The following is a 12,425-nucleotide window of genomic DNA, read 5'->3' as shown; positions in this document are numbered from 1 at the left end:
GCTGTGACGGCAGATCTTTTTGAAAACTTTCTCTTGCCTGCTACGGCGGTGGAATCGCTTGAAGAAGGGGCCACGATTCTGAGGGGTTGGGCCTTAGCCGATGCCGAATCCCTGATTCATGCGGTGCAACAGGGGTTGATGCAGTCGGCACTGCGGCAGATGAGCACCCCGGGTGGAAAAACAATGTCCGTCGCCATGAGTAATTTCGGCTCATGGGGATGGGTGTCGGACAGGCAGGGTTATCGATATGTGTCCAAAGATCCAGAAAATGCGGAACCTTGGCCGGAAATTCCCGCCATTATTTTGAATTTGGCTCAAGCTGCGTCAAAAAAAGCGGGTTTTGCCGGTTTCACGCCAGATGCCTGTCTGGTGAATGTGTATGTTCCGGGAGCGCGGATGTCTTTACATCAGGATAAGGACGAACAGGATATGGATGCGCCCATTGTTTCCATATCTCTGGGTTTGCCAGCTACTTTTCTGTTTGGCGGTGCACAACGCCGGGATAAGGTGAAACGTATTTTTGTAGAGCATGGTGATGTGTTGGTCTGGGGTGGTCCTGCCCGCCTGCGCTATCATGGTGTTGCTCCGATCAAGCCGGGAGAACATCCTCTCGTGGGTGCACGGCGCATTAATCTGACTTTGCGCAAGGCGCACTGAAATTGCGGATGTCGGTCTTTGCACGCTGAACGCGATTGACGTCGTCCCAACGGGAATTGTTTTGCTTTTTCCGCAGGAGTAACATGAGCCCTCGTGTTCCGGTAGCCAACAACAGGAGTGCTCGTGAGCGTAGAAAATTCCGACGGAAAAGAACTGAGAAGTGTGGCATTGGCCATTGGTACGGCGCGCACCAGATGGGGCCGCAACCTGAAAATCATCACCTTTTTTATTACTTTTGTGTTGACCCTGCTCATCCCTATGGGGGTCATCGTCATTTATTATCTCTGGAAGCACGGCGCGCAGATTGTCAGTGAAAGGGAAGCGTTGACAGTTTCCGCATCCGTTCTCGACTACGGCAACAGCACCGGCGAAGAATAAGCCGAGGCTGGAGCAGGTGGTGGCAAAAGAACGGTCGGCGGACGATTGCTCGGGGGGCGGATAGGTCTGGGTGGAGGCCGCCGCCAATGGGGTGGACGACCGGGTCGATACGGTGGAAAAGGCGCAGGGCCGATATAGGCCGGTATGTAAACATGGTGCTCGGGCTCCGGGGGCGGTCGCAGGCTGTTTTGATAGTTATTCAGTGCCGCCAGGAGATTCAAGCGTTCTATGGCTGTCAGGGTTTTATCGCTGGCTGCTGAAGATGGGGTTACAGTTGCTGCCTTTTGCGGAGTTTGCAGATGCGCTACGGGCGGTGGTGCCGGAGGAATGGGTGGCAGAGACTGCAGCTTTGCTGCGTTTGGTGGTGGCTGATCACCATAGCTGACGGTGCCATTGGGAGACACCCAACGGTAAATGGCTGCCTGGGCAGGTAACAACGCGTTACCTGCAGATAAAATAAAAACGGCAGCCAAAACCCGACAGGCACGGCTGCAATGAAGCAAAAAACCTTTCAGTAAATGCTGGTCCATGGTTATTGTTATTACTTAAAAGGCCGGACATTGTAAAGTTTTCGCCAATAGGAGTCCGGTGAACTCTGGCATAAGGCCGTGACAGGCTATTCCGGCTTTCCCCAGGCATTTTCAGGCAACCGGGCATATTGTCCGGTAAACTTTTCCGGTTCCATGCTGAAGGAAACAGGGGTTGTGTCGCCGGGTTGGTAACGAACAATCCAGAAGTAGTCGAAGGTTTTCTTGGGCCAGGTTTGCGGTACATTCTTGAATTTGTTGAGATGCAGCAATTGCCGGAAAGTGATCTGTTGCCCAGGAAACTGGGCTTCCAGCTTGGCATTGGCAATATGTTTATGTTCCCACATGATGACCACAACCTTCTGATCATAGGCGGGATTGGTCATGATGTCGTGAACGGCTTCCCGGGTGCGGAGATTTTCCTGCACCATTTTCTGATGTTTGCTCAGACCTGGTTCCGGAACGACCGTAAAGGCCGTCACCGGAAGCCCCCAACTCTGCGCTGTCGGTGTCATGGTTTCAATGGTATGCAGGGTGATGGCCATGAGGGCGGCGGGCTTTTCGTGTGCTGGCAGCAGGCTATGGGTTGCGTTTTTTCCCAGATACTGCCGGGCGAGGGCCGCTGCGCGGGCCTGACCCACGGGTGACAGGGCGTAGGGGTTCATTTTTTCGCCATGGCGCAGCAGGATGATTTCAGCCGGTGTGGCAGAAGCTACGAGGGGCAGGCAGACGCCACCTAAAGCAGCAATCAGCAGGGTGGTAATAAGCTTGCGGTTGTTCATGTCTGGACTCCAGTACGAGTAATAGTGGCAACACGATAAAATTTAACGACGCAGCAACAGTCCCCGGGCTACTCCCAGGATGAGTGCCGAACTGAGCACGCCAATGACCGACATGGCCATGCCATCACCAATGACGCCTTGCCGGAAATTGGCATAAATGTAAGTGGAAATCACCTGTACCCCCGCAGGCTGCAGCATCAACGAGGCCACCAGTTCGCGCATGGACAGAGCAAATACTACGGTCGCACCCCCAATCAGCATCGGCCAGGCGATGGGAATATGCACTTTCAGGAAAGTTCGCAAGGGCCCACTACCATGTACCCGGCTGGCGTTATCCAAAAGCGGCGGTATTTGCGCCAGCCCGGCGCGGGCATAGCGCATGGCAAAAGGAAAGGTGGTGGTGGCATAGGCAACGCCGAGAATGGCGGTAGTGCCGAAGACGGGCAGGTGGTTCCATGGCGCATTCCAGAAAAGGATCATGCCCACGGCCAGGACAACGCCGGGTATGGCCATGGGCAGGGTGGCCAGCAAATCCAGAAAAGCAGCAAAACGACCACCACGGCGGACAATATTGGCCGTCAGCAGGGCGGCCACCATGGTACCAAAAGCCACCAGGGCGGCGAGTTCCAGGCTGGTTTTAAGGGCTCCGAACGCACTGGATTGATGAGAGAGAATATGATGGTAGTGATGCCAGGTGAAATTGCTGAATTTCAGTCCTACCGTAATGGCTTTCTCGAAAGACACCGCCAGCACCGCCCCGATGGGTAACAACATGGCAATCAAAACAAAAGCGGCTAGAGGAAGCATTGACCACCAGCGGCTTGGGTAGTGAAGCTGGTGGATTTGTCCACGATTTTCGTTGGCCAGGGGACGATAAAAAAACCAGGCGACAATGCCCAGGGTACACAATACCAGGCCGATGGCGGAGGCGCGTGGCAAATTGACGGGCCAGACATTGGTGGCGGCCTCAATGCTGGTGCTGAGCACAGTAACTCCGGCATAGCCACTCAGCAAGGCAGGCACACCAAATTCTGCTGAAGTATCCAGGAAAACCAGTAAACCTGCAGCGGCCAATGCGGGCAAAACCAGGGGCAAAACGCCGACGCGAAAGGCCCGCCACAGTCCTGCCCCATGTACACGGGCTGCCTGAATCAGGCGAAAATCCCCATTTTGTAAGGCTGCGCGCAGAATAATGTACACCAGCGGGGTGAGATGCAGGGCCATTACCGCAGCCATTCCCGCCAACGAGTACAAAAAATTTTCCAGGGGCGTTCCGAGACCATGGATGAGTTGTTCAATGAGTCCTACCGGACCAACCAGCAAGGTCCAGGCCTCGGCAGTCAGGTAAGGTGGTATTAAAAAGGGGATAAGAATCAGCCCTTCCCAAAGCAGGCTGAATTTGGGCGGGGCGTAAAACATCAACAAGGCCAGAATCAGCCCGATGGGCAGCGCAAAAACCACCGCCAGAGCAGCCATGCCTGCGGTGCCCAGCAGGGCGTGGATAAAGTGCTGGTCTACTCCCAACTGCAGCAGAGCCATGCCATGATGATGGCTGGCGTCGGGCTGCAGCGCCTCGAAAACGATGGTGGCCAGTGGTGCGAGAACCAGCAGGCCAAGGATGCCAAAAACCAGCAGCCGATTCAGGCTGCGTACCATCATTGACCGAGAATGTCCTTGCGGAATTTGGCCAGCACGCTGGCGCGGGTTGCGGCGACCTGATCCCAGTTGACCTGCATGACCGGATAAGTACCGAGCTTGGCCAGAGCAGGTTTGGCGGCAACGCCATTCAGGGAAGGATAGAGATTATATTTGGCGACGAGTTTTTGTCCGGCAGGGGACATGGTGAAATTGACAAACTGTTCGGCCAGCTTTTTATCCGGCGCCGACTGCATGATCATGATGGGGCGGGGAATCAGCATGGTGCCTTCTTTCGGGTAAATCAGCTGAATGGAGTTGCCCTGTACCTTGGCCTGCACGGCGGCATGCCCAACGCACTCCACCATCCCACTGCGTTCACCGGAAAGTACCGGCATCAGTGCGGTATGATTAGTCCCCGGCCAGACGGTGCCATTGGCTTTCAGGTCGGAAAAATATTGCCAGGCCTTGTTGCCGTATTTATCCACAAAGGCAATGACAAAATCCGAAGCCGTGCCCGAGAGCAGCGGGTTGGGCGCGGTGAGGTGATTTTTCCAGACGGGAGCGGTCAGATCAAACCAGCTGGTAGGCATGCTCGCGCCCTTGGGCAAGGCTTTGCTGTTCATGACCATGGAAACCGTATCGGCACCATAGGGCAGGAAGGGTCCTTTGAGCTGCATGGCCGGGAAAAGATTTTTGTCGATGCTTTCAGGTTGATAGTCATACACCATCTTGTCTTTGGCGAGTTCCAGGCCGGCTGTCCAGTCGGCGACCATGACCACATCGGCATGCGGATGGTCAGCTTCGGCCGCAAGGCGGGCCATGACTTTTCCGGTGCTGGATGTCCACACGGCGACGTGATCACCGGTTTTTTTGCTGAATGCGCGCGCCAGAGCCTTGGCTAAAGAAGCTGGCGCAGCACTGTACAAAGTCAGCGTGGCGGCAGAAGCAGTGCCTGCAAATGCCAGACTCATGATGGCCAAGGTAACTTGTTTGACTACGGGGTTCATAGGGTTTTCTCCTGAGTTGCGGAAGTTTCGGCAGGAATGCACCAGCCGTGATTTGGGTAAATTTGCCAGTGGCGCGGACCCAGACTGCTTTGCTGGGAGTAGCTCAATAATTCGTGCTGGCCGAAAGCCTGCAAATGCACCAGATAGCGACCATCACTCCAATGGGAATGAATGGCTTCGCCAGCAAATGCGGCTTCCGGGCCGTCGCAGTCAATGTCTCCGGGGCGCAGCAGCAAAAGACCAGGTTTGCCTTCACGCAGTGTATCGGCCCCGGGTACCCATATTTTCTGGCCATTTGCCAACGCGACTTCGGCTTTACCGCCCTGATATTGAATAATCTTTACGGGTAGGCTCCGGACGGAGCCGCTGAGTCGAGCTACATTTTCACTAGCCGGGAAACGGAACAGTTTCTCCGGTTGATCCCATTGTTCCAGATGACCGCTGTGGAGAACGCCGACATGTTGGCCCAGATAAAAGGCTTCGCTGGGATCATGGGTGACATGCAGGGCGGCAATGCCTTCTTCACGAAACAGGGTACGGAGAAAGTAGCGGATTTCTTCGCGAACCCCCTGATCTACGGCGGATAAGGGTTCATCCAGTAAGACCAGACGCGGACGGGCGATGATGGCGCGGGCAATGGCGACCCGCTGCCGTTGCCCACCCGATAATTCGTGGGGTTTGCGCTTTGCTGCGGTAGCAGGAATGTTCATTTTTTCCAGCAGCAGCATGGCCCGCTCGCGATCTACCGGAAGTCCCTGAGCGCGCAGGGGAAAAAGAACATTATCAATGACCCGGAGGTGGGGCCAGAGCGCCGCATCCTGAAAAACCATACCAATGCCGCGTTTTTCGGGAGGAATCTGTATGCCCCCGGCGGTGAATACATGCTGACCGCGCAGGCGAATACTGCCAGCCCGGGGCTTGATGAGCCCGGCAATGGCCGCCAGCAAGGTGCTTTTGCCTGATCCTGATTCACCCAGCAGGCAGGCGTAACGACCATCTTCAAGATCCATCTGGACGTTACTCAAGACCGTCTGGGCGCCAAAGCGCACATTCAGTCCCTGCACCGAAAGCGCCGGTTCGTTGGGCACCGCCGCGATTGCCGGCCGGCTTTTTACCTGCAGTTCAGCAACCATGGAACGTTAGTAGATGTGTAGTTTTTTTAATTACAAGGGTATTCATCATTGTACGGCTACAATCAGCTTGTTTCGAGGCATGACAATTATCTCCATCTATTTATGGAGCGTAGTGTACGCCTCGAATGTGACAGTTTTATGACAACGGGTGCTAGGAAGAGGATTCTCCTGAACGCTGGTCGGTCAGAGGCCGGGAATGCTGGTCAAGCCGCCATAGACACCCAGCCCGGCAGACAGAATGACCACAAAAAGAACCAGCCAAAGGTACGGGCCACGCAGGCGATGCTCAGCGGGGAGTGCTTTCATTGCCAGAGCGACCAGGAAACCAAGAACCAGGGGCAGCAGCAGGGCGTTCATGACTTCCACACCAATATCCAGGCTGACCAGGTCGGGTATGCTGATCACAGCCACGGCACCGGCGATGATGATGGCGGTATAGATTCCGTAAAACCAGGGCGCGTCTTTGGGGTGGTGTTCGAGGGAGTGGCGGAATCCGGTGACTTCTCCCCAGCCCCAGGCTCCGGCCAGTGAGGCAACAATGGCTGCGACCATGCCGGCCCCCAGAATACCCAGGGAAAACACCAGGCGTCCCCAGGTGTCTCCCAGGTACGGGGTGATGGCCTCGGAGAGTTGATGGACGGTATTCAGGGGCGCGTTGGGATTGAGGCGGCCGATAGTGGCCGCTGTGGCAATAAGCACGGCGGCCATGATGGCCTGGGTAAGGACGGCACCAATGGCTGTATCCCAACGGGCATGCCGATAGTTCTCAGGATGGAGCCCCTTATCGGCAACGGCGGACTGCTGATAAAATACCATCCAGGGCATGATGACAGCACCGATGTTGGCGGCTACCAGCATCATGTAATTCTTATCAGTAATGGGTGCATGGGTCAGGCCGTGGAGAATATCCTGAAGATCGGGGTGAGAGACCCAGGCGATCCCGAAAAAGACCAGTTCAAACAGGCCCATGATCAGGGCAATGCGCTCTACGCGCCGGTAGGAGCCGGTCCAGACAATGGTCAGCAAGGTGGCTGCGGCGAGAATGACACCCACGGCACGCGGTAATCCATATAGATGACTCACCCCTGCAACCCCCGAAAACTCGGTCAGCAGAGCACCGGTAGTGGCGATGCTCAGTCCGGCTACCGACAAATAAGCCCAGCCGGTGCCAAAGGTTTCACGAATCAGTTCACCGTGCCCCTTGCCGGTGAAAATTCCCAGGCGTACGGTGAGTTCCTGCACGATGTAGAGAATCGGCATGAGAATAAATTGCAGCAGCAGCAGTTTGAAGCCCCACTGCGCGCCACTTTGGGCGGCGGTGATAATGCTGCCGACATCAGTATCGGCGAGCATGACGACCAGGCCGGGGCCAAGTACAATCAGAAAAACAGACCAGCGGGAGTGGCGCTGAGGCATTGTGGAGTTGTTTGCAGTCATTATTAAGAATAATCCGTATTTACGTTTTTGATTTGCGAATGATTCCTGTTTAACGGGTACTTGTCAAGTCCTGAGAGGCGCAATGACTGGAAATTGTAGTCTGACCATCAGCCCTCCCTCTGCGGCATTCTCAAAATGTATGGTCCCGCCGTGCAAGTCAATGATGCGCTTGCAGATGCGTATTCCAATACCCGCACCGTGGCCGGTTTGGCGCGGAAGTGTGCCCTGATTCATGGCCAGGAGATGCGCTGCAGAAACTCCGGGGCCGTAATCCCGCAGTTGTATTTCCGTGTGCCCGGGATGACTGAGAACCCGAATCTGCAGGCTGCCGTCGCCGTAACGGCGCGTATTGTCGAAAATAATCCGAAACACCCGCTCCAGTGCCAAGGGGCGGCATTGAAAAGAGTTTGCGGTATCAGCAGAATGATTTTTCGCAACGCTGATGTCCAGTCCATAACGTTCCCTGGCAATTTCCTGCATTTCCTCCAGCCAGTCCCGCACGTTGACGGTTATGGCTTTTTCCTGATCCCCGCTGCGCACGAGAGTCAGAAACTTGTCGATGGTTTCGTCCATCTCGTTGACATCCACACACATGGCGGATTTCTGTTCCAGAAAATCTGAATCGGGCAAGTGCAGGGTCAAAAGCAGTCGGGACAGCGGCGTCCGAAGCTCGTGGGAAATGCCCGTGAGCAGCAGGGTGCGCTCTTCATGAAGACGATGCAGATCATTGGCCATACCGGTAATGGCCTGAGTCAGGTGCTGTACTTCCAGGGGACCACCGATGGGTTGCAGGGTGTCGGGGGTATCACCAAGGCCAATGCGTGGAGCTTCGGCGGCCAGGCGGGCCAGGGGGCGGTTAATCTGGCGGACAATCAGCCAGGCCCCCAGCAAGGTCACCAGCGCAATGACTCCAAGACGCATGAACATGAATCCCTGCCCACCAAAGTTCATAGGCGATACCGGCATGCCCAGCCAGGGCTGGTGAGGGCCGCCGCGTATCCACATCCAGGTAGTAGTACCCTCATCCAAACCTACGCGGAGTCTGGCCCCCGGTACCTGCTGCTCGACATAGTGAGCGGTCTTGTCCATGAAGTACTTATCTGGAATTTTGCCCGGTTTGGCACTGGCAGGTCGCCATTGCAGGTTTCCGTTGGGGGCATATTGTGCCCCGCTACTGATCAGTGCGTGGTCGGTTTGCAGCAGAAACTCGGCAAAGCGTTCGGCGGCTGGATTCATCACATACTGATGAAAAAGAACGTAAACAGCGGCTTGGGTGCCAAGCAGCAGCAGGCCGAGTAGCAGCAGGGTCCGCCCCAGTGTACTGCGGGGCCAAAATGTACGGATGTTCAGGGTTCGGCCACGAAGAGGTAGCCGTGTCCCCAGACCGTACGAATGTGCCGGGGGCGACCAGGGCCTTTGTCGAGCAGGCGGCGGAGCCGCGATATCTGCATATCGATACTGCGGTCATCGGCTTCCAGCTGGCGGCCACGTGTCAACCACATCAGTTTTTCACGGGTCAGTGCCTGTCCTTCATGCTGAATGAGGGTGGCCAGGGTTAAAAATTCGGCGCTGGTCAGGGAGATGAGCTGGTCATGAAGATGAATTTCCTGACGACTCATGTCCACCCGAAACGGACCCTTTTCAAAACTGGCGGTGACCCCTGAGGTTCTGGGCGCACTGCCCCGGACCCGGCGCAAAATGGCCTGGATGCGGGCAACCAGCTCACGGGGATGAAAGGGTTTGGCCAGATAATCGTCGGCACCCATTTCCAGGCCTAAAATCCGGTCGACTTCGTCACCCCGAGCGGTGAGCATGAGAATCGGCACGTCGTGCTGCTGGCGCAGGCGTCGGCATATCTGCAGGCCATCTTCATGGGGAAGACCCAGGTCGAGAATAATGAGATCTACCGGGTTTTCTGCAAGGCTGGCTTCAATCTGGCGACCATCACCCATGCCCTGAACCATAAAACCATAGCCCTTAAGATGCGATTCCACCAGGCTGCGCAGTCGCAAGTCATCATCTATCACTAAAATTCGCGCTTTGTTTTCCATGCATTGTACTGTACTCCCCGGATGCGGATAGACCAAACGTAAATGTAACAAGCAGGGTACTCCGGAAATAAACAGACACTTTGTTACATATTGGAGCGGTGTCTGCGCACGATTGTTACAGGCCACCCCGTTATGCTTTTCCTGAACTTCCATTGGACCTGAACAAGGATAATGCATGGCACAGGAAAATGCGGCAGCCCGGCGCTGGCCGGGACCCCGAAGACACAGGCGGGGCATCGCCATATTGTTGGGCTCGGGTTTGATGATCGGTTTGGCGGGTTGTGCGGTGGGCCCCCATTGGTCCGTACCGAAGATGCGTACGCCGCCATCTTATAATGCCCGTCCCGCTGCTTTGCCGGCAGACGAGCAAAAAGTCCAGTGGACGCAGCAGCAGGCGCGTTCCTGGTGGTTGTTGTTTCACTCAAAACCGCTCAACAACTATATCCAGCAGGCCATGCAGGCTAATCCGGATTTGCAGGCAGCCCATGCGGCTTTGGCAAGGCAGCAGGCGCTGATGGTGGCTGCGCAGGGGGGCTTGGCTCCACAGGTTTCGGCAAACGCGGGAATCAGTCGCGCGCGGGCCTTGCGGACAGGTGCCGACGGCGGACAAAGTTACCGTATTCCGGGCAATCTCTACAGCCTTTTTCTGGGCACCATTGACGTCAGCTATAACCCGGATGTGTTTGGCCGGCAGAAAGATCTGGTCCATGCAGCCCGGGCACAGGCGGCGGTGACCAAGGCCAATCTGCATCAGAGTGAAGTGTTTCTCGCCGCAGACGTCAGTCGGGCTGTCATCAGTGGTGCCGCCGCCCGCGCCCAGTTGCATGCAGCCCGGCAGATTGCCACAGCGGATGCTCATTTGCTGAAACTGTTGCAGCAGGAATATAAGCTGGGTGATCAGAATCTGCAGAATGTAGAACAGCAGGCGGCCATGACGGCCGCTGCGCGTGCCCGCATTGCCCCTCTTGCGGCAGATCTGGCGGCCGCCCGCCACGCCCTGGCGGCGTTGCTGGGGCAAACGCCAAATGTGGCCCTCAGCATTCCCGCTCTGCAAAGCCTGCATTTACCAGCCCGCTTGCCCACGACCATTCCCTCGGCACTGGCTGAAAATCGTCCGGATATCCAGGCGGCCACAGCGGAGATCAAGGTTGCTGCTGCCCAGGCGGATGTGGCGACAGCCAATTTATATCCCCAATTCAACATTTCTGCGGAGATTGGCAAGGCAGCCATGACCGGTGGCCTGTTTTTCAACCCGGTTTCCACCCTCTGGTCACTGGGCGCTGGCTTGGCAGCGCCCATTTATAATGGTGGCAGCCTGCATGCAGAGCGGCGTGCGGCGTTGGATCAGTATCAGGTAGCCAGTGACCAGTATCGCAGCACGGTATTGAATGCCTTTAAACAGGTGGCAGATGCCTTGCGCACCCTGCAGGGTGCTGATACGGCTTACATTCAGCAAAAACAGGCACAGCAAGCTTCTGCCAGGGCCCTGCACCTGGCCGAGGCCCGATATCGGGATGGTGCTACGGACTATGCCACCGTATTGAATGCCGAAATTGCCTATCAACAGGATTCTGTCGCCGCTATTCAAGGCCGCAGTCAGCGCTATCTGGATAGCGTCGCGCTGTTTGTGGCGCTGGGTGATGGCTGGCAACCGGATCAACCAGCACCCAAAGCGCATTCTGTGCCCTCTGAAACCCCCATGGTAAACACTGCAGGAGCCCCCGCATGAAAAAGGCGTTTCTTCTATTAGGATTGGTTGTTGTGCTGCTTTTTGGAGCCGTGTATGGCTGGTATGCATGGCGGCAGCAACGCCTGCATACCCAATTGCTTGCTGCTGCCAATCCGGCGGTGACGGTTTCTGCTGTAAAAGTCAAAACCCGCAATATAGCGGGTGAATTGACCGCCGTTGGCGAGGTGGTGGCGCAGCAGGGCGCCGCCCTTGGCCCGCAAGTCGGTGGGGTTATTCAGAAACTGTATTTTCACTCGGGACAAACGGTGCGCAAGGGGCAGTTGCTCCTCGCCCTGGATCCGGGTGCCTTGCCGGGGCAGTTGCAGGCAGCTCAGGCTCATGCCCGGCTGGCTTTGGTGGATTATCGACGCGCCCAAAAGGTTTATGCCATTCACGGTATATCTACCGCCGCACTGGACAAGGCGCAATACGATGCCGAGGCCGCTCAGGGAGAAGTTTCAGCATTGCAGGAGTCGCTGGCCGACACTCAACTCCGCGCGCCATTTTCGGGAGTGCTCAGTCTGCGCACCGTCAATACCGGTGAATTTATTCATGCGGGAACCGCTGTGGTGCATCTGGAGAATCTGCAACATTTGTATGTTGATTTCACCGTTCCGCAACGCGATGCCCAGATCCTGCACAAAGGTGCGCCGGTGCAGGTAGATATTCACAATGGCGACGCAGTTCGGCACTATAGCGCTTCTGTACAGGCGATTTCCAGTCATGTGCATGCGGATAATCGTGCCCTCAGTGTAAGAGCCTTGCTCCAGACCGAACCGGGGTTGAAGCCGGGTATGTTTGTGCGTGTGATTCTGGAGAAAGAGGCGCCCAAAGCAGCGCTGCTGATTCCCACTGTTGCGGTGAGCTTCAATACCTATGGTGATTTTGTTTATGTGCTGAGTCCCGGGCCGGACCATCGGCTGATCGCCCGCGAACAAAAAGTGCTCACCGGCATGCAGAAGGGCCAGGATACGGTGATTCGTTCCGGACTCAAAGTCGGGGATACGGTGGTCACCGCCGGGCAGGTGAAGCTGCACAGTGGCGACTCCGTGCAGATCAATAATGCTGTGCATCTATAGGGACGAA

The 12,425-nt window shown here is 56.1% G+C and carries 12 protein-coding genes; 4 read left to right on the top strand and 8 right to left on the bottom strand.

Annotated elements, in window-relative coordinates; genetic code table 11:
* The first annotated feature begins 3 nt into the window (after window positions 1-3).
* Both alkB and GCD22_RS16880 read left to right on the top strand, forming a co-directional pair.
* Entirely contained in the window at window positions 4-657 is a 654-nt protein-coding gene (gene alkB / locus GCD22_RS16885) for a DNA oxidative demethylase AlkB (RefSeq protein WP_024895072.1), read from the top strand.
* A gap of 123 nt (window positions 658-780) precedes the next feature.
* Window positions 781-1,035, top strand: coding sequence for a hypothetical protein (locus GCD22_RS16880; RefSeq protein ID WP_024895073.1), 255 nt, complete (start codon window positions 781-783; stop codon window positions 1,033-1,035).
* Here the strand turns inward: GCD22_RS16880 and GCD22_RS16875 are convergent.
* The 8 genes from GCD22_RS16875 to GCD22_RS16840 all read right to left on the bottom strand — a co-directional run bounded on the left by GCD22_RS16875 (window position 1,008) and on the right by GCD22_RS16840 (window position 9,661).
* Window positions 1,008-1,565 carry a DUF4124 domain-containing protein gene (locus tag GCD22_RS16875; protein WP_077272967.1) on the bottom strand — a complete coding sequence of 186 codons (558 nt, stop codon included), beginning with the start codon at window positions 1,563-1,565 and terminating at the stop codon, window positions 1,008-1,010. The genes GCD22_RS16880 and GCD22_RS16875 overlap by 28 nt on opposite strands.
* 86 nt (window positions 1,566-1,651) lie before the next feature.
* A complete protein-coding gene (locus GCD22_RS16870) occupies window positions 1,652-2,344 on the bottom strand; it encodes a hypothetical protein (protein ID WP_010639445.1) in 693 nt (230 codons plus the stop codon).
* Between the two features lie 42 nt (window positions 2,345-2,386).
* Complete coding sequence (locus tag GCD22_RS16865; protein WP_031571466.1) at window positions 2,387-4,003, bottom strand: ABC transporter permease; 1,617 nt, start codon at window positions 4,001-4,003, stop codon at window positions 2,387-2,389.
* Entirely contained in the window at window positions 4,000-4,989 is a 990-nt protein-coding gene (locus GCD22_RS16860; protein ID WP_051690541.1) for an extracellular solute-binding protein, read from the bottom strand. Before GCD22_RS16860 ends, GCD22_RS16865 begins: the two co-directional genes overlap by 4 nt.
* Window positions 4,986-6,077 carry an ABC transporter ATP-binding protein gene (locus GCD22_RS16855; RefSeq protein ID WP_162175886.1) on the bottom strand — a complete coding sequence of 364 codons (1,092 nt, stop codon included), beginning with the start codon at window positions 6,075-6,077 and terminating at the stop codon, window positions 4,986-4,988. Before GCD22_RS16855 ends, GCD22_RS16860 begins: the two co-directional genes overlap by 4 nt.
* Window positions 6,078-6,305: 228 nt before the next feature.
* Window positions 6,306-7,559 (bottom strand): NRAMP family divalent metal transporter, encoded by a 1,254-nt coding sequence (locus GCD22_RS16850; protein ID WP_024894581.1) that lies wholly within the window; start codon window positions 7,557-7,559, stop codon window positions 6,306-6,308.
* A gap of 63 nt (window positions 7,560-7,622) precedes the next feature.
* Complete coding sequence (locus GCD22_RS16845; RefSeq protein ID WP_226852422.1) at window positions 7,623-8,795, bottom strand: ATP-binding protein; 1,173 nt, start codon at window positions 8,793-8,795, stop codon at window positions 7,623-7,625.
* Between the two features lie 110 nt (window positions 8,796-8,905).
* Window positions 8,906-9,661, bottom strand: coding sequence for a response regulator (locus GCD22_RS16840; RefSeq protein WP_237747423.1), 756 nt, complete (start codon window positions 9,659-9,661; stop codon window positions 8,906-8,908).
* A 124-nt stretch (window positions 9,662-9,785) separates the two neighbouring features.
* Between GCD22_RS16840 and GCD22_RS16835 the strand changes: the two genes are divergently transcribed.
* Both GCD22_RS16835 and GCD22_RS16830 read left to right on the top strand, forming a co-directional pair.
* Entirely contained in the window at window positions 9,786-11,339 is a 1,554-nt protein-coding gene (locus tag GCD22_RS16835) for an efflux transporter outer membrane subunit (protein ID WP_031571482.1), read from the top strand.
* Window positions 11,336-12,418, top strand: a complete 1,083-nt coding sequence (locus GCD22_RS16830) for an efflux RND transporter periplasmic adaptor subunit (RefSeq protein WP_031571486.1) — start codon at window positions 11,336-11,338, stop codon at window positions 12,416-12,418. The genes GCD22_RS16835 and GCD22_RS16830 overlap by 4 nt, the downstream gene beginning before the upstream one ends.
* Window positions 12,419-12,425 lie beyond the last annotated feature (7 nt).

Source organism: Acidithiobacillus thiooxidans ATCC 19377 (assembly GCF_009662475.1).
Taxonomy (GTDB): Bacteria; Pseudomonadota; Gammaproteobacteria; order Acidithiobacillales; family Acidithiobacillaceae; genus Acidithiobacillus; species Acidithiobacillus thiooxidans.
This window is presented reverse-complemented; position numbering and strand designations above follow the sequence as displayed.

What these genes read in the sequence shown, in the direction of transcription:
- GCD22_RS16865 (WP_031571466.1), bottom strand. Translation starts at nt 4,003, where the DNA reads ATGATGGTACGCAGCCTGAATCGGCTGCTGGTTTTTGGCATCCTTGGC.
- GCD22_RS16860 (WP_051690541.1), bottom strand. Translation starts at nt 4,989, where the DNA reads ATGAACCCCGTAGTCAAACAAGTTACCTTGGCCATCATGAGTCTGGCA.
- GCD22_RS16845 (WP_226852422.1), bottom strand. Translation starts at nt 8,795, where the DNA reads ATGAATCCAGCCGCCGAACGCTTTGCCGAGTTTCTGCTGCAAACCGAC.
- GCD22_RS16835 (WP_031571482.1), top strand. Translation starts at nt 9,786, where the DNA reads ATGGCACAGGAAAATGCGGCAGCCCGGCGCTGGCCGGGACCCCGAAGA.
- GCD22_RS16870 (WP_010639445.1), bottom strand. Translation starts at nt 2,344, where the DNA reads ATGAACAACCGCAAGCTTATTACCACCCTGCTGATTGCTGCTTTAGGT.
- GCD22_RS16875 (WP_077272967.1), bottom strand. Translation starts at nt 1,565, where the DNA reads ATGGACCAGCATTTACTGAAAGGTTTTTTGCTTCATTGCAGCCGTGCC.
- GCD22_RS16850 (WP_024894581.1), bottom strand. Translation starts at nt 7,559, where the DNA reads ATGACTGCAAACAACTCCACAATGCCTCAGCGCCACTCCCGCTGGTCT.
- GCD22_RS16830 (WP_031571486.1), top strand. Translation starts at nt 11,336, where the DNA reads ATGAAAAAGGCGTTTCTTCTATTAGGATTGGTTGTTGTGCTGCTTTTT.